At 34.4% G+C, this 20,913-nt stretch carries 19 protein-coding genes; 6 read left to right on the top strand and 13 right to left on the bottom strand.

All coding sequences use genetic code 11. The features are described 5' to 3' along the window. Positions 1–19: 19 nt before the first annotated feature. The 6 genes from BK579_RS14130 to BK579_RS14105 form a co-directional block, all read right to left on the bottom strand. Positions 20–688, bottom strand: coding sequence for a nucleotidyltransferase family protein (locus BK579_RS14130; protein WP_078546479.1), 669 nt, complete (start codon positions 686–688; stop codon positions 20–22). Further along, entirely contained in the window at positions 688–1,692 is a 1,005-nt protein-coding gene (locus BK579_RS14125; RefSeq protein WP_078546477.1) for an XdhC family protein, read from the bottom strand. The genes BK579_RS14130 and BK579_RS14125 overlap by 1 nt, the downstream gene beginning before the upstream one ends. A gap of 41 nt (positions 1,693–1,733) precedes the next feature. Continuing rightward, complete coding sequence (locus tag BK579_RS14120) at positions 1,734–3,074, bottom strand: 5'-deoxyadenosine deaminase (RefSeq protein ID WP_078546476.1); 1,341 nt, start codon at positions 3,072–3,074, stop codon at positions 1,734–1,736. Between the two features lie 447 nt (positions 3,075–3,521). Continuing rightward, entirely contained in the window at positions 3,522–5,261 is a 1,740-nt protein-coding gene (ade, locus tag BK579_RS14115; protein ID WP_407936247.1) for an adenine deaminase, read from the bottom strand. Between the two features lie 113 nt (positions 5,262–5,374). Beyond that, positions 5,375–5,665 carry a hypothetical protein gene (locus tag BK579_RS14110; RefSeq protein ID WP_078546475.1) on the bottom strand — a complete coding sequence of 97 codons (291 nt, stop codon included), beginning with the start codon at positions 5,663–5,665 and terminating at the stop codon, positions 5,375–5,377. A gap of 226 nt (positions 5,666–5,891) precedes the next feature. Next, positions 5,892–6,575, bottom strand: a complete 684-nt coding sequence (locus BK579_RS14105; RefSeq protein ID WP_078546474.1) for a hypothetical protein — start codon at positions 6,573–6,575, stop codon at positions 5,892–5,894. A 407-nt stretch (positions 6,576–6,982) separates the two neighbouring features. Here BK579_RS14105 and BK579_RS14100 point away from each other — a divergent pair, with 407 nt between their 5' ends. The 3 genes from BK579_RS14100 to pepF all read left to right on the top strand — a co-directional run bounded on the left by BK579_RS14100 (position 6,983) and on the right by pepF (position 11,267). Further along, positions 6,983–7,750, top strand: coding sequence for a hypothetical protein (locus BK579_RS14100; protein WP_078546473.1), 768 nt, complete (start codon positions 6,983–6,985; stop codon positions 7,748–7,750). Between the two features lie 268 nt (positions 7,751–8,018). Beyond that, a complete protein-coding gene (locus BK579_RS14095; protein WP_078546472.1) occupies positions 8,019–9,329 on the top strand; it encodes an MFS transporter in 1,311 nt (436 codons plus the stop codon). A gap of 123 nt (positions 9,330–9,452) precedes the next feature. Continuing rightward, positions 9,453–11,267, top strand: a complete 1,815-nt coding sequence (pepF, locus tag BK579_RS14090; RefSeq protein WP_078546471.1) for an oligoendopeptidase F — start codon at positions 9,453–9,455, stop codon at positions 11,265–11,267. A gap of 159 nt (positions 11,268–11,426) precedes the next feature. On the opposite strand, the gene BK579_RS14085 is transcribed toward pepF, so the two are convergent. Beyond that, complete coding sequence (locus tag BK579_RS14085) at positions 11,427–12,593, bottom strand: LL-diaminopimelate aminotransferase (RefSeq protein WP_139365194.1); 1,167 nt, start codon at positions 12,591–12,593, stop codon at positions 11,427–11,429. 140 nt (positions 12,594–12,733) lie between these two features. Between BK579_RS14085 and BK579_RS14080 the strand changes: the two genes are divergently transcribed. After that, complete coding sequence (locus BK579_RS14080; protein WP_078546470.1) at positions 12,734–13,180, top strand: cupredoxin domain-containing protein; 447 nt, start codon at positions 12,734–12,736, stop codon at positions 13,178–13,180. A gap of 115 nt (positions 13,181–13,295) precedes the next feature. Here the strand turns inward: BK579_RS14080 and BK579_RS14075 are convergent, their stop codons facing one another. Together BK579_RS14075 and BK579_RS14070 are read right to left on the bottom strand one after the other, a co-directional pair. Continuing rightward, positions 13,296–13,499: a cold-shock protein gene (locus tag BK579_RS14075; protein ID WP_078546468.1), complete on the bottom strand. Its 204-nt coding sequence runs from the start codon at positions 13,497–13,499 to the stop codon at positions 13,296–13,298. A gap of 357 nt (positions 13,500–13,856) precedes the next feature. Beyond that, positions 13,857–14,945, bottom strand: coding sequence for a nitric oxide synthase oxygenase (locus BK579_RS14070; protein WP_078546466.1), 1,089 nt, complete (start codon positions 14,943–14,945; stop codon positions 13,857–13,859). A 136-nt stretch (positions 14,946–15,081) separates the two neighbouring features. Between BK579_RS14070 and BK579_RS14065 the strand changes: the two genes are divergently transcribed. Further along, on the top strand, positions 15,082–15,786 hold the full coding sequence (locus BK579_RS14065) for a hypothetical protein (RefSeq protein WP_078546465.1): 705 nt from the start codon (positions 15,082–15,084) through the stop codon (positions 15,784–15,786). Between the two features lie 56 nt (positions 15,787–15,842). Here BK579_RS14065 and BK579_RS14060 read toward each other — a convergent pair whose 3' ends face one another. Further along, positions 15,843–16,049 carry a DUF6501 family protein gene (locus BK579_RS14060; RefSeq protein ID WP_078546463.1) on the bottom strand — a complete coding sequence of 69 codons (207 nt, stop codon included), beginning with the start codon at positions 16,047–16,049 and terminating at the stop codon, positions 15,843–15,845. A 162-nt stretch (positions 16,050–16,211) separates the two neighbouring features. On the opposite strand from BK579_RS14060, the gene BK579_RS14055 reads away from it, so the two are divergent. Further along, positions 16,212–16,664 (top strand): pyridoxamine 5'-phosphate oxidase family protein, encoded by a 453-nt coding sequence (locus tag BK579_RS14055; RefSeq protein ID WP_078546461.1) that lies wholly within the window; start codon positions 16,212–16,214, stop codon positions 16,662–16,664. A 63-nt stretch (positions 16,665–16,727) separates the two neighbouring features. On the opposite strand, the gene BK579_RS14050 is transcribed toward BK579_RS14055, so the two are convergent. The 3 genes from BK579_RS14050 to BK579_RS14040 all read right to left on the bottom strand — a co-directional run bounded on the left by BK579_RS14050 (position 16,728) and on the right by BK579_RS14040 (position 20,913). Continuing rightward, entirely contained in the window at positions 16,728–18,344 is a 1,617-nt protein-coding gene (locus BK579_RS14050; protein ID WP_078546460.1) for a thiamine pyrophosphate-binding protein, read from the bottom strand. 121 nt (positions 18,345–18,465) lie between these two features. Further along, positions 18,466–18,882: a hypothetical protein gene (locus BK579_RS14045; protein ID WP_078546458.1), complete on the bottom strand. Its 417-nt coding sequence runs from the start codon at positions 18,880–18,882 to the stop codon at positions 18,466–18,468. Between the two features lie 114 nt (positions 18,883–18,996). Further along, complete coding sequence (locus BK579_RS14040) at positions 18,997–20,913, bottom strand: vWA domain-containing protein (RefSeq protein ID WP_078546456.1); 1,917 nt, start codon at positions 20,911–20,913, stop codon at positions 18,997–18,999.

The following is a 20,913-nucleotide window of genomic DNA, read 5'->3' as shown; positions in this document are numbered from 1 at the left end:
CCACTTTATTCCCCCTTTCTTAATACTGCTTGATTCTTGGTATGAAGATGTTTGGTTTCACTCTTTTTGCTGATAAATAATCCTCTTCAGTGTCAACATCTAAAAACATGACTGATTCATCAAATGATATTAATTTCCCTTTTAGAGTCCCATTCGCAATTAATTTACGTGCTCCTAAATCACCCTTTAGTGTTAGAAGATCTGGTAAAACATGATCTAAAAAAAGAATCGGTGGCTTAACAGATCCATCACTATAAGAGCCTATAAAATCAACACTAGTCGCCTCTTTATCTTTTGTGATCTGATTGTATTCATCAACTATCTTTTGAATGATTTGCTGAGAGATAAAAGGTTGGTCTGCAAGGAATATCATATAAGCCTTGGGTTCTACTTTTTGAGCAGCACTTAACCCGGCTTTTAACGAATAAGATTGCCCATGATGAAATTCATGAGTATATACAGGTTCCCACTTCTTACAGTTCTCATGATAAAAAAAAGAAGGGTGTAGCCATGACAGCTTATCATCCTTTTGTGTTACAACAAATGTTTTAAAAATAGGAGAACTAAGAATTGTGTGGAGTGCGAAACTACCCAAAGAAGAATTCCCTAATTCAAGGGATTTCTTATCTGTTCCCATTCGAGTACTCTTTCCAGCAGCAAGATATATACCGACAATTTTATCGTTCATTAATTACTCACCAATTGATTCACTTCGTTTATATTTTTATACTTAATGATTTCTGCAAGTATAGATATAGCAATTTCGTACGGTCCCTTGGCTCCTATCTGTAATCCGACAGGGAAAGAAACCCATTCAGGTACAGTAAATCCTTTAAGTAGTCTAGTTGAGCGATCTAATGATCCCAAAATCCCCAAGTACTTTAATTTTTTTTGCAGTAAATAGGTGGTCAACTCATAATCCTTTTGAAAATGATGAGTCATTATAACAACAAAGTCTGAAGGCTTAGGATTTAGTTTATTTACCTGTTCATAAAGATTACCAACCATAAGCCTATGTGCTTTAGGGAAATTTTCTTTATTACAATAACCCTCCCGCCAATCACAAACAGTCACATTAAATCCAGCACTCGCAGCAAGCTCAACAAGTGGAATGGAGTCGGGTCCGGCGCCAAACACGTATAAGTTAGGTCTGGATTGAAAGATTTGTGTGTAATCATAGGAGGTTGCCTTTGAGTCTAAAGAAATGCTCAAATTGATTCCTGTTTTTGGTGTGGGATTATCAACATTATCCATCTCATTTTCTATAGAAAAATGATAATTCACATAAGAAGCATCTAGTGATATCTCGCGAACTAATTTAACTACCCTACCTTGATCAATTTTGGCTAGCAAGTTATTAAATAAGTTTTTTAATTCTGCAGTTAGCTTCTCTACTAATACATGAATTGAACCATTACACCCTACTCCTTGCCCCCATGTTAAATCATCCTCAGACCTCATGTCATAGATTGTAAAGAAGGAGGTTGTTTTAGTATCCAATTGTTTTATTCTTTCAACTAAATCCGTTTCCAAGCATCCTCCACTTAACAGCCCTACTCTTTTTCCATCATGGTTAATCACCATTGAAGTTCCTTCTTTTTGATATGAAGAACCTTCTACCTTAATAATAGTAGCTAGAAATCCTGCAGTGCTTGAACATGCTTCTTTTAAAATAGAGTAATGATCGTACATACGGCACCTCCTCTTGATTTACACTCTTTACACCTTTGTTATTAAGCTTTAACCAAAGTTGTGGCCCGTTTTAATAGACGTTTAATAGTCTTGTTCGATTCATTTAAAACAAAGTCTTTGTTCATTGTTTTCATAATCCTATTTTCCATGACAATTTTCCCATTTATAATTGTTGTTTCAACATCAGCCCTCGTTGCAGAATATACAACCCTTGAAATAGGATCAACATCAACATTTGGATAAACATGGAAGTCATTTAAATTTAAAATAACGATATCTGCTTTTTTACCTACTTCAAGACTTCCAATTTCTTCTTCAAGTCCCATTGCTTTTGCTCCACCCATTGTCGCCATTCTTAATACTTGTTCAGCGTTCATTACGGTTGGACCATGAAAAGGTTTTTGGATGATCGCAGCAAGTCTCATCTCATGGAACATATCCAAATTATTATTACATGGTGCACCATCAGCTCCAATACTTAGGGAAATTTCCCTTTTTAATAAATCTGGAATTTCGGCAATACCAGAAGCTAGCTTTAAGTTCGAACCTGGACAATGACTAACTTTAACGCCTCTATCTTTAAGTATTCTTTTTTCCTCTTCATCTAGCCACACACAGTGAGCTAAAATGAGGCGAGGATTAGCGAGCCCGATATGATCTAGGTAAACGATATTTCTCATACCGCGTTCTTTCTCAACAATTTCAATCTCACCTAGATTTTCAGATGCATGTGTGTGTACTTTAACATCATAATGAGAAGACAAATCCCGAATTTGCGTTAAAAGATTTTCAGTACATGAGACCACAAACCTTGGTGAAAACGCATATTTGATTCTTCCGTCATCAAAATTGTTCCATTTTTCGAGAAGTGTCACACTCTCATCTATTGAATTCTTTGTTGTTTCTAATAATCTCTCTGGAACTCCACTTCCATGGTCCATCATTACTTTACCAGAAATTGCTCTTATTCCACTCTCAGCAATAGCTCTGAATGCTGACTCTGTATGATGTACTGTTTCCATATCAATAATGGAAGTAGTCCCACTTTGTATTAGTTCTCCAATACCAAGCATCGCTGAATAATAGATTGATTCCTCATCATGGGAAGCCTCAAGTGGCCATATTTTTTTAGCCAACCAATCCATCAATTCAAGGTCATCCGCCTGCCCTCTGAAAACGGTCTGACATAAATGTATATGTGTATGAACAAATCCTGGAATGACAGTTCTACCCTTAGCGTCAATGATTTTATCTACATTAAAATCTGATATTTGGGTTGCTATTTCCTTGATTTTGTCATTTTCAATTAACAAATCACCATAAATGATGTTATTTTCACCATTCATAGTAATTATTTCAGCATTTTTAATCAAAATCTTCATAAAATAACAATCCCTTCATAACATACATGTTTTCTAACAACTCTTTTAACTCATGTTACATTTTATAACATAGAGTGTGATGTTATTACATCTTAAATGTTTAATGTTGTTTTGTCATTGTTTATGATGCATAAATATTTTTAGAATTTTTAGTTAAATATTACAATAACTAAATTATAGAGATAGTTAATTTTGTATACACTGAAAACACCTTAGGTAGTTGAGTGCCAATCGCTGCGATCCACTTGCTTTCCGCGGGCGGGACGATGAGCCTCCTCGTCACTTTTGGCTCCTGCGGGGTCTCACTATGCCCTTATATCCAGCAGGAATCTAGTGGCTCTTCACTCATTCCACACTTAGTAAGTTCACTATTTTCATTTTTCGGTATTAAATTTTTATGAAATTTAAAGAACGTTCGAATGTGTGAATTAATTCGAACGTTCTTTTTTAGTTTGTTAAATTGATATGTTTGAAATTTGTTACATCGAATAGCCCTAAATCAGTTAGTTTTAAGCGCGGAATGACTGGAAGTGCTAAGAATGACAATGTTAAAAACGGGTTGAATTCAGATGAAGCACCTATATTAGATAAGGCGTTATGAATAAGACTCAATTGTTCATTTACTGTGTTATAGTCATGTTCAGATAAAATTCCAGAAATTGATAAAGGAAGGGTTGCAAGAACTTGTTGATTTTCAACCACGACTAATCCACCACCTATTTCTCGAATAACATCAACAGCCATCAAAAGATCTTCATCATTTGTACCAGCTGCTATTAAATTATGGGAGTCATGTGCAATGGTAGTGGCTATTGCACCACTTTGTAGTTTTAGCCCTTTTACTATTCCAAGTCCGACGTTACCCTTACCTGAATGTCTTTCGGCTAAAAGTAATTTTAAGTGATCTTTTTTTATTGAAGGTTGAAAATAGCCATTGCTTGTGAGGACCGTATCAATAAGGTGGTTAGTTAGTAAACTATTAGGAATTATTTCTATAATATTAGCGGTTGAATTTTCTTGAATAGGAATGGATAAGTCTTCTTTGGTAAGTTTTTTTATTTGTATACTCTCAGTCAATGCTAAATAATCAGCAACGTTTATCTCTTTAGATTCGATATATTCTCCTGCGCTTGCTACTAAGGTTCCATGTGAATACACCTTATCTATATCTAAGGTCTCTAACTCATTTAAAATTAAAAAATCTGCATCATAGCCAGGTGCTATTGCTCCTTTTTTAGATAATCCATAACATTCCGCCGCATTGATGGATGCCATTTGGATTGCTGTAATAGGAGAAATACCTGATTTAATAGCTAATCTTACATTATGATCAATACTACCTTCATAAAGTAAATCATCGATATGTTTATCATCTGTACAGAAAAGACACCTTCTAGAATTTCGTTCAGTTACTACACTAATTAGCTTTTCTAAATCCTTTGCAACAGAGCCTTGTCTTATTAGTAAGTACATCCCACGTTGCAGTCTTAATTTTGCCTCTTCAGCAGTTACTGCTTCATGATCTGTCTTGATTCCTACTGAAGTATATATATTTATGTCGGTTTCACTAAGTCCTGCAGCATGGCCATCTATTTTCTTCCCATTACTTGATGCGTCCAATAGTTTCTGTAACATCTCCTCACTTGCATGTGCAACTGAGGGGAAATCCATGACTTCACCTAAACCTACTACTCTCGGATGTTCATATATAGGCTTTAAATCTTCAGCAAGTAAGACAGCACCTGCATTTTCGAATAGGGTTGCTGGAACACAAGAAGGTAGCATCATATAGACATTGAGTGGTAGTTTTTCAGAGGAATCTAACATAAACTTTATCCCTTTTATACCTGATACATTTGCAATCTCATGCGGATCTGCGATCACCGAAGTTACACCATGTGGAACAACTACCTTTGCAAACTCAGAAGGGGTGACCATAGATGATTCAATATGGACATGACTATCAATAAAGGAGGGACAGATAAATTTACCATTTGCATCAAGTTCGTAGTTACCTTCATATTCTCCAATCCCAACAATGACTCCATCAGAGATAGCCAAATCACCTTGAAGTATATCATGGTTGAACACATCAATTAATTGACCATTTTTTATTACTAGATCAGCTTTTTCTCTTTTTGCAGCTACATTAATCAAATTTTTCATTTTTTCTTTATGTTTCTCCATTAAGTCTCCCTCCAAAAAATTTATTGTTTCTAAGCTTATACGATTTTTTAAATTAAATCAACAGATATTTCTGATAATTCAAATGAAAAATAACAGCTGAATCCATTCAGCTGCTAAGAATAGTTATGTTTTAACTTTTTAAATTCTACTAGAAAGGTACCAGGTTCCGTTTCGATATGATATGGAAATAAGCCTTGATTTGTATGTAAATATAAGGTGCCGAAGTTTGTTGAACTAGATTTATAGGAAATGTCTAATACCTCAGACAATAAAAAACTGTTTTCATTCGTAGAAATCCTATCCTCATAAAGTTCTATTACCTGTTGGTGGGCAATGTTTTTTTGTTGATTCTCTTCGATAACCCTGTTCATTTTAATATATACTTGAGTAGTGATTAATCTCATATTTTCCCCCTCTAAACCAATGGCTCTTTTCTGAAAGTTTGTTGCTATCGAACAATTATATAAGTGAAATAGCTGTTAATTTACAATAGAGTTAGGGTTTTGGATGCCTCTCCGCTATTTCATAGTGGTTTCTATGACTGTTTAAAAGCAACAAAGTTTTACTTAATTAGACCAAACAATAAAACGAATCATACTATTTAGTATGATTCGTTTGTTTAAGTATATTTTAGCCGTCAATCATGTCAAAGTCAAAGTCGCTTAGTGAATCCATATGCGTGGCAATTAGCGCAATAATTGTGCTAGCCTCTTCTTTGCTAAAGATAAAATTAGATTCATCTTCAATTAATTCTTCATCGGTTGTTACAACACGATTTACTCTTCTGATAACTCCGTCACCTGTATCTTGAACAATTCCAAATTGGTACGTTACCTCTACCTCATCTTCATGAGCATACGCTGTAACTTCTGGTGTTGTCCACTCTACATCAATTGATTCAAATACTTCATTGGTTACATCATCGTCTAAGTATATTTCTTCGTTACCTTCAAAGTTTTCATCATCATAATCAGCAAGTACATAATCATCATCATCTTCATCTTCATCCATATACTCATGAAAACTTTCATGTACACAATCCACGATATCTTCTATGTCTGTAAGGATGGTACGCGATTCTTGCTGAAGATCAATATCATATGTTTCAACATAAAATTCTTCATTATGCGGATCGAAAAACAAGCTACAAAAATATTCTCGGTCATGGTCTTCTGTTTCGACAAAAAACTCAATTCTTGGATGTTTTGCACCTCGATCAATAGACATTTGACCTACTTGATCGTACTTATCACAAATAGAATCTAAATGATCTTGAAGTTCCCCACTAACTCGGTCAAACCATTCTAATGACATTTGCATCCCTTCCTTTCGTGGTTACATTTTTTAGTGTTACCATATTGGAGTTATTTATCTGTTTTCATTTTCCGATGGGTCGAAGTTCTATAATTAATTTTATGTTAAATTCTCCAATCTTTGGAAAGATGACGGTTATTTAAATTTAGGGATTTAATCAGGTGAAGTATAAAGAAAAACTGTTTTATTTTTATATCATTAATATAAAAATTTCAAATAAACTTTAATATGGCTATTCAAAAGACGAGGATAATTTTTTTGACTTGGGATAAAGTTGTATTTTTCGTTGATTTTACCTTTCTGACCTCCTCACATAACAAAAGCGGAAACACATAGTTGAATCCCATCATAGACTGTTATAAATGATTAAAAATCAGCTATTATCTTGCTTAAAAGGAGTGTTATTATTGGGTATAATTCAAAATGAGGATAATAAACCTAAGTTATTCCATCAGTCAATTGATGTTGACACAAATCAAAGCTCATATCATTTAAATTATTTAAATGAACTATGGAAAAAACAACAAAATTTAAATAAAGAACTATCTTCTGGGTTGCAAGATGTTAATTCGACAGTCACTCAATCTAGGTCTGAACAACTGGACTATCTCAAAGTTTTAACAAGCAAACTAGAGGAACAAGAAAGTTTTATCATTCCATTACTTGAAAAAATAAATCAGCAAGACGAAAATTATTTAAAAATAATTGAACGTTTCGATAAAGTAGATTTATTTAATAAAGATTTAGCCAAAAATATCGAACAAGAATCACTAATTAATCAAGCTATTATCGATCAATTAACATTTCAAGACAAATCCACTCAAACAATAACTTCAAACCTTAAGAATTTTGAAGAACAAAATAGAGAGCTTGTTCAACAATTATCTCAACATGAAACTCTTTATGCTCAGCTTAATGAAAAGCTACAACTTCAGGAAGCCTTTCATAAAACAATAATGGAAAAGATAGAACAACAAGAAGCATTGACTCAGAAAATGTCTAGACAGTTGGATAACCTAAAGTCTATTGTATATGAAAGATTCGCTCATCTGTTAGAAAAATTAGAAACGAGTTTAAAGGTTTCAACCACATTTTTTTACGGAATGTTGTCAAAACCAAGTCAGAAGAAATCTGTTAACAAAGAAAAACAAGAAAAAGAAACAATTAATAATTAATCACAAGCTAACCATCGTGTTAGCTTTTTTATTTTACATTTTTTGTTCATTTATGTAGTTAAACATCAAACTTTCGCCGAAGAATACGCTTTCTAGATTCTGAGTTTGAAAAAAGTTACAACTTTATGACATCCCCTTGTGTTAAATCTAATTTTCATTATCGCATGTGATTAAGGTCACAACTGAACAGAATGAAAAATGTGATATTAGTGATACAGAAATTACTAATTAAAATTAATTTAGAATTTAAACACTGGGGGAAAAAGTTATGGCACGTATTACACATTGGCATCCGGAAGATCCTCATTTTTGGGAAAAGGAAGGTCGAAAGCATGCTCGAAGAAACCTGTGGATTTCTGTCCCTTCTTTGATGCTTGCATTCATTGTTTGGCAAATATGGTCCGTTGTTGCAGTTCGCTTAAACGATATTGGTTTTCAATTTACATCTGAAGAATTATTCACACTAGCAGCCATTCCAGGTCTTGTTGGTGCAACATTACGTTTTGTTTATACTTTTGGGGTAGGTAAATTCGGTGGAAGAAACTGGACCGTTTTTGCTACTGGTATTCTTGCACTACCAGCAATGGGTATTGGGATTGCAGTTCAAAATCCTGACACTCCATATTCAGTGATGTTACTACTTGCTGCTCTATGTGGGCTTGGTGGGGGGAATTTCTGTTCATCATCAGCAAATATTAGTTTTTTCTTTCCAAAGAAAGAAAAAGGTACTGGGCTTGGAATTAATGGTGGTTTGGGTAATATGGGTGTTTCCGTTGTGCAATTTGTTACACCACTAATTATTACAACTAGCACTTTTGCCTTTATGGGTGGAAGTGGTCAGGTATTACCTGATGGAAGTCAAATTTGGTTACAAAATGCAGCGTTTATCTGGGTTATCCCTATTCTTATTATGACAGTCATTGCTTATTTCGGAATGGATAATCTTCCAAATAACAAACAATCTGTATCTGAACAATTTGTTATTGTGAAAAGAAAACACACTTGGATTATGACTTGGTTATATGTTGCAACGTTTGGTTCCTTTATCGGATACTCAGCTGCTTTTCCACTTTTACTAAAAACGTTGTTTCCTCAATATGTACCACTTGCATTTTTAGGTGCATTTTTAGCAGCAGCAGCACGCCCGGTTGGAGGCTGGATCTCCGATAAATTTGGTGGTGAAAGAATAACTGCTTACGTGTTTGTTGTCATGGGATTAGGTGCTATTTCAGTTATTTATTTCACCCTTCAACAAAACTTTGCAGGTTTCTTAACATCATTCTTGATTTTATTCATTGCTGCAGGTATTGGTTCTGGTTCTACTTTCCAAATGATACCGTTTATTTTTCCAGCAAAAGAAGCAGCACCTGTTCTTGGATTTACGGCCGCATTCGCTGCATACGGATCTTTTTTAATACCAAAACTTTTAGGTTGGGCAGCTGAAAACACTGGTAGTCCGATTAATGCATTGTACGTCTTCATCGCATTCTATGTGATCTCGTTTATTTTAAACTGGTATTACTATCAAAGTAAAAAAGCTGAAGTAACAAAGTTTAAGTCGAATAAAAAAGCTGCTTAACTCAAAGAGACGGTTTCCCCCGTCTCTTTTTTGTGAATAATTTAAAAAATGATATTCAAATTCTTTTCAATGATTTATAATATTTAGATAATCGAAATATTTAGCTTGAAAGGAGCTCTTTAAATGACAAAAGTATTAAGCAAGCTTACACAAAGATCTGAGATTCCTGCGCACCTAACATGGAAACTTGAAGATTTATTTCTAAATAACGAGGAATGGGAACTAGCATTAAAATCGATTCAAGAAGATGTGACAAATGTGACAAGGTACAAAGGAACACTTGGACAAGGTTCTAGCGAATTGTTAGACTGTCTTTTAGCTCGTGAAGAACTTCAGAAAAGAATTGTTCATGTAGCCACTTATGCTAATTTGCGATTCTCAGAAGATGCAACAAACCCAGAAAATCAAGGAAATGCTTCAAGGGTTGCTTCTGTATTATCTAAAATTAGTGCTTCATTATCATTTGTTGATTCAGAAATACTAGCTTTACCTACAGAAGTTATTTCAAAATACATAGATGAAAATAAAGAATTAGCGGTATTTAAGATTTATCTAGAAGAACTTCTAGACAAAAAAGCCTATACCCTATCACCTGAAACTGAAGAAGCTCTTGCAGCTCTTAGTGAAGTTCATAATTCACCATATATGATTTACCAAAATAGCAAGGCAGCTGATATGACATTCTCAGCTTTTAAAGATGAAAATGGTGAGGAACTTCCCCTTTCTTTTGCCCTGTTTGAAGATCGTTATGAACTTTCAACCAATGCAACCGTCAGAAGAAATGCATTTGAATCTTTTAGTAATACATTACAAAGCTATAAAAATACGTTTGCTGCTGCGTACGCAACTGAGGTTAAAAAGCAAGTAGCTATTTCTAAATTAAGAAACTATGGCTCTGTTACAGAAATGCTTCTACATTCTCAACAAGTAACTACAGAGATGTATAATAATCAAATTGATATTATTTATAATGAACTAGCTCCACATATGAGAAGATTCGCTAACTTAAAACAGCGTGTTCTAGGATTAGATGAACTTCATTTCTGTGATTTAAAAGCACCTTTAGATCCTGATTTCAATCCTCAGACTACTTATGAGGAAGCAAGTCAAGTGATTCTAGAATCATTAGAAGTCATGGGACCAGAGTACCTAGATATTATGAAAAAAGGTTTAACTGAGCGTTGGGTTGATCTTGCTGAAAACGCTGGTAAATCTACAGGGGCATTCTGTGCAAGCCCATATGGTTCACATCCATTTATCTTAATTACTTGGACAGATACAATGAGAGGAGCATTCATCTTAGCTCATGAACTAGGACATGCTGGGCATTTCTATTTAGCTAACAGCCATCAACGCATTTTTAATACTAGACCTTCTACTTATTTTGTAGAAGCGCCATCAACAATGAATGAATTATTACTAGGTGAGCACATTTTATCTAAAACAACTGATCCTAGAATGAAGCGTTGGGTGATTCTGCAACTATTAGGCACGTATTACCATAACTTTGTAACACATTTACTTGAAGGCGAATATCAGCGTCGAGTTTATCAGTTAGCTGAAGCTGGAAGTCCTTTAACTGCTTCTACGTTAACAAAGCAAAAACAAGAGGTTCTTTCCACATTCTGGGGAGATTCTGTAGTTATTGATGAAGGAGCATCATTAACATGGATGCGTCAACCACATTATTATATGGGCTTATATCCATATACATATTCTGCAGGTTTAACAGCATCTACTGCTGTACATCAATTAATGAAGGAACAAGGTCAACCAGTCATTGACCGCTGGCTTGAAGTATTAAAAGCAGGTGGTACAAAAAAGCCTCTTGAATTAATGAAAGATGCTGGGGTTGATATGTCTAAACCAGATGCAATCCGAAAAGCTGTAGCTTATGTAGGTAGTTTGATTGATGAATTAGAAAAGAGTTTTGAATAGTAAGATCGAGATGACTCCCCTTTTAAGGAGTCATCTTCTTTTTTTAAGACATAAAGTTTTGATTGTATATTAAAATACGAATATTTAACTAGCTTTGATACGTTATTGTATCTATCTTCATCAGGACTTATAACTAGCAACTTATATATATAAATAATCTTAAAATAACCCTGAGTTCCTAATTTTTTCAACGGCTAACTCTAGTATTGCTTCTGGTTGAACAAGCGCTATTCTAACGAAATCTTCACCATTCTCTCCAAATGCATTTCCAGGGGTTACTACCACTCCTGCTCTCTCGACCAATTCATACGTAAAGCTAGTTGAAGTGTAACCATCAGGGACTTTAGCCCATAGAAACATTGATGCTTTAGGCCTTTGAATATCCCAGCCAAGTTCATTTAAGCCATTAACAAGTATATCTCTTCTATTTTTATAGATATTTCTTAGCTCTTCACTAAAATCACTTTCGTCATCTAACGCCCTCACCGCAGCATATTGGATGGGAAGAAACACTCCATAGTCTAGATTTGACTTCAATGCTTTTAATGCCGAGATAACTGTTTGATTTCCTATCACATATCCAATTCTACATCCTGCCATATTAAAACTTTTTGATAATGAATTGAACTCCACTCCTATCTCTTTTGCACCTGGTACTGAAAGAAAACTAATAGGCTTATCTTTTGTGTAGTAAAGCTCAGAGTACGCAAAATCATGGATGACGACTATGTTATAACGCCTTGCAAATTCAACTACCTCTTGAAAAAATTCATAACTTCCAACTGCAGGAACAGGATTCCCTGGATAATTAAGTATCATTAACTTGGCCTTTTGCGCTACCTCTTCGGGTATATCTGCTAAAGAAGGTAGATAATTTCGCTCTTTATTTAATAACATTTTATAAGGAATCGCATCAGCGAGAGCGATACCTGCCGCATATGCCGTGTATCCAGGATCGGGTACTAATATAATATCCCCCGGGTTAGTAAGAACCATCGGTAAATGTACTAAACCATCCTGTGAACCCATCACTACTGAAACTTCAGTATCGTTTTGAAGTTCAACATTATATTTTTTTGAGTAGTACTTACATATTGCTTCATTTAATTGATCGATCCCTTTTAAAGCATATTGATAATTAGAGGCGTCTTGCGACTTTTCTATTAGTTCTTGTTTAATAAAATCTGCTGGTGGAAGATCGGGACTCCCTATACTTAAATCTATTAATTCCTTGCCCTCTTTTATATGTTTTGTTTTTAAATTTGCTAGTTCATTAAAAACTCCTACCTGAAAATGCTTCATTTTCTTAGACAATTCTACCATCAATCTTTGCACCTCAATCAAAAATATTTCCTCTATTTTAACACTCATTTAAGATAATCATAAATTTTCGAAAAATATAGACAAGTTATGTACAGACCTGTGCATATACATGTAAGGATAATAAACCATGAAGGAGGATTACTATGCAATTCATTTTTATTAAAAAAAGGTGGCTATTTTCAATCTTTTTTATAGCAATTATTCTAGCAGGTAGCTTTTTCTTAAATCAATATACAGTCCCAGCCCTGTCACAGGAACAGGAACAAGCAAAGAATTTTAGCATTCACATGGTAACTGGTGAATTTAAAACAACTACAAAGGATGGCAAGGAAATAGAATCATATCGTTGGGATCCTGGGACAATCCAAGTGCCTCAGGGGCAGGAGGTTACACTTAGTATTTTTGGTGTTAATGGCCATGAACATCCATTTAGAATTGAGGGAACCGATATTAAAGGAACAGTGAAAAAAGGAGAAGAAACGATAATAACACTCAAGTTTGAAAAAGAAGGAATTTACAGATTAATTTGTGAAGCGCATCAGGATCCATCAAATAACGGACCAATGATTGCTTATATTGTAGTAGATTAAAGTCTGTGCTAAAAGTAAAGGATAACTTATCTTATTCATGATTGTGATGTCTCATTTAGAGACATTTTTTCTCATGTTAAGTTAAGTTACCCTTTCACTTTATACACAGAGTGATTTATTTTGCACTGGCATGATTTTGAATAACCTGTAAGTTCTTAGTTGTTGATACCATTTCAGAACTACAGATTGGACAAGTAGGCTCTTCTCCACTGCTCTTGAAATTATCTCTTACCCAACAATTACATTCCTCTGAAGAGCATTCCCACACTTTAAGATCTTCTTTGATAATTTCTACTTCAGGTTTTCTTCCAAATGCCATTACTGATCACTCCTAAATGAAAAATTCACATATTATAAAGAGTACCTGGTTGATAACTCTTTATAACAAGTGAATTTATCAGAATATAGTTACTGTATATAATGGTACTATAAATTGTTACCTAAAGTCAAATTTTCACAAATATCCACCCTAAAAATACTTAGCGTCTGAATTCCATTCGCTGCAGTTCACTCGCTTTCCGCAGGGCTGTCCGGAAGCCTCCTCTTCGCAGGCTCTTGTGGGGTCTCCCGAGACCGCTAGATCCTGCAGGAGTCGAGTGACCTTCGCTCATTCCAAACAAGCTACCAACCCTTTTCATTTTCCATGGTGCGAGTTTTTATTAGAATTGGGTCTACTCTAAAAAGGACTGGTTTTTTTGTGATAAAAGTTTGGGTTTACTCTTGTGTTATCATAATTATTGTAAAAAATATGTGTGGTTGCTGGTGAGATTGGTGGAATTAACCAAGACCAATCGCCTGTTAGTTTCCGACCAGCATTTTTTTCATTGTTTTCAAAATGAGCAAACTGTTGTGCGGCAGTATGATGATCAACAATACTAACACCAGACAACTTATAAGAATGTAATACCGCTAAATTCAATTCAACTAGTGCACGATCTTTCCATAATGAAGAATTCGATTGGAGATTTAACCCTAATCGTTCTGCTACTCTCGGTAAAAGATTATATCTGTTTACATCTGCAAGATTCCTAGCTCCTATTTCAGTTCCCATGTACCATCCATTGAATGGTGCAGCACTATATTTTATCCCACCAATTGATAACACCATGTCTGAAATAAACGGTACGGCATACCATTTTAGTTGTAGCTCTTTAAACCATGTATAATCAGGATGCTCAAGTTCTACCTCGAGTACATTTTCTAATGAATGTTCAAATAACTTTGGACCATTACTATCGATTTCTATAATGACTGGAAGAATATCAAATGGAGTACCCTTCCCTTTCCATCCAAGTTCTTCACATTTTTTAGTTAATTGAATTGAGGCAGGGTCTCCTAAAACCCCGAACTCCGTTTCATACCCTGCATACCTTACTAATTGATGATTCCAAATATGTATTCGATTTACTTCATCTAAATCCTGACGAAAAATTGTAATTGTAGGGCGTATTTTTCCATTATTCGTCGCGAATTTAAGATGACTAGATAACGCGTTAAAAATCTCTTTTTCACTATTAGCCTCTCGTTGATCAAACACTGTAAGTGAATTCCAAAAAAGACGACCAATACACCTGTTGCTATTCCGCCAAGCCATTTTCGCACCGTATTCAAGCTCTTCAAATGTATGATGATAGCTCCCACTAACTTTTATCTCTTTGTAAATTTCATCTAGTCTTGTTTCAATGAGATCTATCAAATTAAGTTCATGATAACAAATTATAATAAATTCTTTAGCTTTTTCAAAAATTGTATGATTGAATTCCATCTGGTACCTCCCTTACGTTACCTTTATCATCATATCAAAAAAAATGAACTAGTAAAATGTTGAGTCTTATAACGATTAACTTTTAACAACTTAGGAAACAATAGAATGGAAAATAATAAAAGTGAGGTGCATAAATATGGGACTTGAATGGTTTGCCCGGATGGAAAATGCTGTTAGAATTAGCCTACCTGATTTATGTGAAGGATTTGATGAGGTTGATATTTTATTTGATACAGATACAACTGAACAACATCCTTCATTTAATTTCTCCGTAGATTCAGACGGTGAAGCAGATGAATTTTGTAATGTTTTTTTTGATCCAATTAATCAGGAATTTTATTCATATCACTTTGATGATGAAGCTGAGCTTCATGCCAAGGTGTTATTTGCGAACCTGGATCAAATGTTGAGCTATATTCATGCATCATTTCATGATTACTTAGATGAGATTGATGAATTAAATGGCATCATTGATGATGAGGATTTTGAAGATGATGAATTCGTTGATGAGGTTTTTGCAGACGAATTAATCGATAATATTGGTATTGATGATGATTTTGACGATCCTGAATTCCCAGAAAACGAAGATCATATTGAGTGGATTACAAACGATAAGTATATTCATATAGAAGACAACAGTCCTGACGTACAAGCTAATTACTCAATTTATTATAAGCTAGGTATTGATCAAGAAACTGGTGACGGAGTGATTTATCGAAATACGATCGCGAAGGAAAACGGTGAAGAAACCGAAGAAAAAGTGCTCTTATACTTTAAGGAAGAAGAAGCATCATATCTTTCGGAGTTAATTTCTGAATATCAAGGGTATAGAATAAAATAAGTAGCCAAAAGGCTACTTATTTTTTATGTATATATGGCACTTCAGGTTTCTTTTACTTATTTCATTTCTTCAAAATAGTCTTTATAAAAACCACCTATTTTACCGGTGTTGTCAATGATGAAAAAAAACTCATCTGTTTCATTTTTCACTTCATACGTTTGACCTTTTGTTAACACACGATTTACCAGGTATTTAGCCGCATCAGTATGTATACATTTAACCTGTTTGATTGATTTTGTGTTATTCCAAGATTGATGAATCATAAATACACCTCTTAATATAATATTTGTTTCCTAGATTAGACGACCCAAATTTTCTCTATTCAGGAAATAACTTGAGCCAATCATTTTATTTCAGTTTGTATGTAGTATATACTTTATATAGTTTATATGAAAACTTCTTAGAAAGAAAGAGGAGGAAAAAGATTGAGTAAAGGTAATCAAGAAAAACTTAGTCAAGAGCTTGTAGATTTATTACAGGGAGAAAAAATTGTATCATTGGTGACTATGGATGCTGACACTAACAAACCTCATTTAAGTATTGTGTCATGGCTTGTAGCGCATGAAGGTGGAGAAGTGATTAAGTTTGCCTTAGGGCATAAAGGTACCAGTGTCTCAAATATCCAAGCAAACCCTGAAATTACTCTTGGTGTAATTGGAGCTGGAAGCTGTTATTCTATAAAAGGAACTGCTTCTGTTTCTGAGATTATTGAAAAAACAATGAAGTATCGTGTCGTAACAGTAAAAGTTGAGTCGTATGAAGACGTGATTTTCTACGGTGGAAAAATTACGTCTGAACCAGAATATGTAAAGACATATAATGAAGACTTGGCTAAAAAACTAGACAAAGAAGTATATGAAATGTTAAATGAAAAATAATGATCAAAGGTCAAGAACCTAATGCATTTTAGTGTTCTCGACCTTTTTACTTACTATTAAAAACTAACTCTTTGTTTCAGGATGAACAATCGCTGCCGTATCAATGGAAATAAGAGTTGGACTAGATACACTAATCGCTTCAGAGATGACTTGATTAAGCTCATTTTCACTGCTTATATTGTAACCCTTCCACCCACAAGCTTCGGCAATAGTAGCAAAATTGGGATTGGTTAAGCCCACACCCTCTTGTTCATATCCTCCAACAATCATTTTATCTTTTTCCATTTGCAGCGCATGATTATTAAAAATAATAACTGTGATATCTAATTCATACCGAACTGCCGTTAACAAGTCGGCTAGTGTCATCTCAATTCCCCCATCACCTACAACAGCAACTACTTGTTTATCTGGATATATTAGTTTAGCTGCAAGTGCTCCAGGTAAGCCAAATCCCATTGTCCGCCATTTCCCAGAAAAAAGAAATGTCTGATTTGTAGGCTGAAAATTTCGATTCATCCAAACTGTAACATCCCCAGTATCAATTGATAAAATGGCATCTTCATTTACATTTTCTTCAATAGCTCTAACTATTCGTGCAGGATGAAGTGGCTGGTCATTTCTTGTTCTTTCTTTTTCATTATCTTTATTCCATTTCTCTTTAGCTTTCATAATTTTATCTAACCAATTTTCATTTTTTCGTTCTTGAGGGATGGCCTTTATTATTTCTGGTAAGATTTCTTCAGCCATACCGACTACACCGTACTTGACTGGAATACCTTTACCAATATTTTCTTCTGTCATATCTATTTGAATGACTAATGCGTTTTTTGGAACATATCCTTCTGGCCACCAAGTATCACCCACAAGTAAAACGACATCTGAATTCTCGAAAAGCTCTTTTGCGTAAGGATTACCACCTTGGCCAATGCCCCCTAAAAGAGTTTTTGTAGAATGATCGAAATAACCTTTCGCACCTAGACTAACAAGGATACCTGCCCCCCAGGCTAATGATAAATTAGTTATTAGATTCGTCGAATTAATGGCTCCATCTCCACAGAGTATCATTGGATGTTTGGCATTATTCATGATGTTACTTATTTCTTTAATATTTTGAGATTCATTTAAACTTGGTACACCTTTGATTACTAAAGGCTTTTCAATAACCTTTGCCTTGGTTTGCATTGTAAATAAATCTTTTGGAACAGACAAATGACTAACAGCACCTTGAGAAACAGATGTATGAATTGCTTTTACTAGGAGATCCGATATTGAATCTGGGTGTGTAGCAAGAGATGTATATAAAGCAAGCGGTTTAATAAACTCTTGTTGGTCTATATACTGCTTATAATCAGTACCAATTTTAGTTGTTGGTGCTTGTCCAGTAATTGCTAAGACAGGTGCTTTATCTAAATAGGCATCACCCAAACCATTTAATAAATTTCCTAATCCAGGTCCCATTGTAGCTGCACAGACACCTATATTTCCTGTTAGTTTTGCTTCTGCAGAAGCCATCATTGCAGCAACTGACTCATGTTTTACTGCTATAAATTGAATAGATTTTTGTTTCCCAATAGCGTCCATTAAACCTAAAATCGCATCTCCAACAACTCCATAAATTCTCTGTACACCCCATGCTTCTAATTGATTTAACATAAGACTTGCAACTGTCGGTTGTAACATAGTTAGATACTTCCTTTCTATTTGTTTGGCTATTGTAATTATTTGTTACAAAAAATTATTTATCCCTAAATAAGAAAGAAAAAAGCTTACCCTAGTGAGTAAGCTTGATATTATAAAGTATTTATAGTTTTCTTACAGTAATGGCTTTAGCAAGTTTTCTCTGTTTACAATCTTCTATCTCACTTATATCTAACAAACCTAATGTGATTGCTGCTTCAATTTTATCTACGTCAGGTTTTCTTGTCACTTGGATACAATCAAGTAGATTTTTTTCCTCTAATCGATTTACGGCTTTTTCATTATCGTATCCTTCTGACACCCTAATGTGCCTTTGTATCTTGTATTCTCCTATAATAAGTTCTGATTTTTGATCATTCCCAACCATCTGATCAAAATGTTGATGAAAGATCTTTTTTAAGTCTTTCATTTCTTTATCGATTTGTTTTTCTAATTCACTTAAATAAAAGAAGCGTTCTAATTGTTTTTCAGAAATTAACGAAGAAATATTATCTCCTTGAACTTGTCCGTTTCCTCCCATATTTCATACCCTCCCTATAATTGCATATTCAATCATATGAAGGCTTAAAGTGATTCATACTTCTGTTCAACTAAAAAACAGTAATACACCTAGTGTAGGTTATAGGTATTAGTCCTAGAGACTCTTCAACAATAATTTTTTCAGTAATGGAAATAAAATATCGGGAAGTTCATCAATATTTTTAACGAGAATACTGTATTTTCCATATATATTCTGAATGGTATTCTTCTGCCCTTCATCAATTTCTCCATTGGCTAAGAAGACATTCATGACTTCGATACCTTGTTTTCTTGCTTCTAAGACGGCTTCATGTGTATCAACTATGCCGTTTTGTTCATAACTAAATGCTGCAGGTTCTCCATCAGAAAAGACAAGTAAAAACTTTTGTTTTTCACTTCTTTTTTTCACTAGTTCCTCTGTCATTAGCCTGATTGAAAAACCATCTCTATTGTCCTCTTCTGGTTGAAGTTGCATAATTTCAGGCCCAGTTTTAGCTTGTAGTGAGGTATGGAAATCTATTGAATGATGAAAATAATTAGGTTGATACGTTTCAGTCGCGTCGTTCGTATCCTCCCAAAACCCTGTGATTTTATGTGGAACACGAACAGCTTTTAATGCTTCATGGAAAAGAGTGATTCCAAGCTTTGTTTGCTCCATTTTGTCATGCATTGAAGCAGAGCAATCAACCAATAAAGTAAACACTGCATCAATTTCTGGAGAAGTTTCATTCTTTTTATAAAACAACCTTGGATTTTCGTCTGTTAATAGTGGAAGCAATTTCTTACTTAATCTACCGAAATGCAGGTTACCTCTTGGTTGAATCTTTTTATGCTCCAGAGTTTTCATAATCATTTGTTTTAGCTTTTTTTGGTATGGAGCAATTTTCGCCTTATGTTCAAAATACTGTTCAATTTCATGACTCTTAGGAATCCGAGCATCAATCATTATTGGTTTTGCAAATTTATTTTCTTTTCCGTATTGCTCCTGGCCTTTTCCTTCTAGAGGATCATGCTGTACCTCTAACGCTTCAACTTTGGAAAAGTCGCTTCGTTTACTTTTCTTGGATGATCCTTGAACGATTCCAAGTGCTTGGTCTCCTGCATCGCCCTCTCTTGCTGACTCACCCAGTAAATTGGTTTGAGTTCCTTGTTCTAAATCAAATTGCAAAAAGCTTTTTGTTGGCGTACTGGTTTCTTGATGCCAAGTAGGTAATACATCGTCATGAACATCTTCGTCGCCTTTTTTAACATCATCCAATGAATCGTCATTTTTTAATTTGTTTTTTCTTTTCAAATCGTCGAAATTCTGTGAGAATAATTCATCATATTCCAGTTCTGGGAGGTGAAAATAAATATTTAACATATCGTTTTCTAATACTTCTTCTAAAACTTCGATAATACCCGCGGTTAACTTAATCACATCATTCGTTGAAGTTGTTTCATAGTACTTAGTTAACTCTGAACGCAAGAATGGGAATAAAGAATCAATCTCTTTCTTAATCGATGGTATCTCCTCTAGAGGTGAAGTGGAAGTTAATAATATAAATATAGAATTAAATAAAGCATCAGTTTGTACACTTTTTACTAAGTTTACATTCAGCTGATCTTTGAAATACTTCCGATAGACTTTATTTCTTGTCTTAAAAGGAATTAATGTACCTGGCCTATCTTTTTTGCAAAGTTCTTCAAGTCTTAAATCCTCTGCAATCATGAAGAGTTGCTTTGCAAAGCTTGGTAGTGACGTTTTCTTTGTAAAGTCTATAAACTTAGAAACAGATTGATAATCAGTATATTTTTTACTTCCTACACTTCTTAAAAAAACATCGGTTTTTAGACCATGAACTCTTTCCTCGAACGATCTATTATCCCAAAAATGGCTCAAGATTATTTTAGAATCAATCGGATCATAATATGATCTAAATCCAAACTCAACCACTAAATTGTCCTGCTTAGCTAAGGTCTTCGCTAAATCAGATAGCTGCATGAATAAAAAGGAATCTATTTTTTTATCATTAAATTGGATAAACTTCAT

This window comes from Litchfieldia alkalitelluris, assembly GCF_002019645.1.
GTDB classification, from domain to species: domain Bacteria; phylum Bacillota; class Bacilli; order Bacillales; family Bacillaceae_L; genus Litchfieldia; species Litchfieldia alkalitelluris.
The sequence above is the reverse complement of the archived record's forward strand: the minus strand, read 5'-3'. Positions and strand labels throughout refer to the sequence as shown.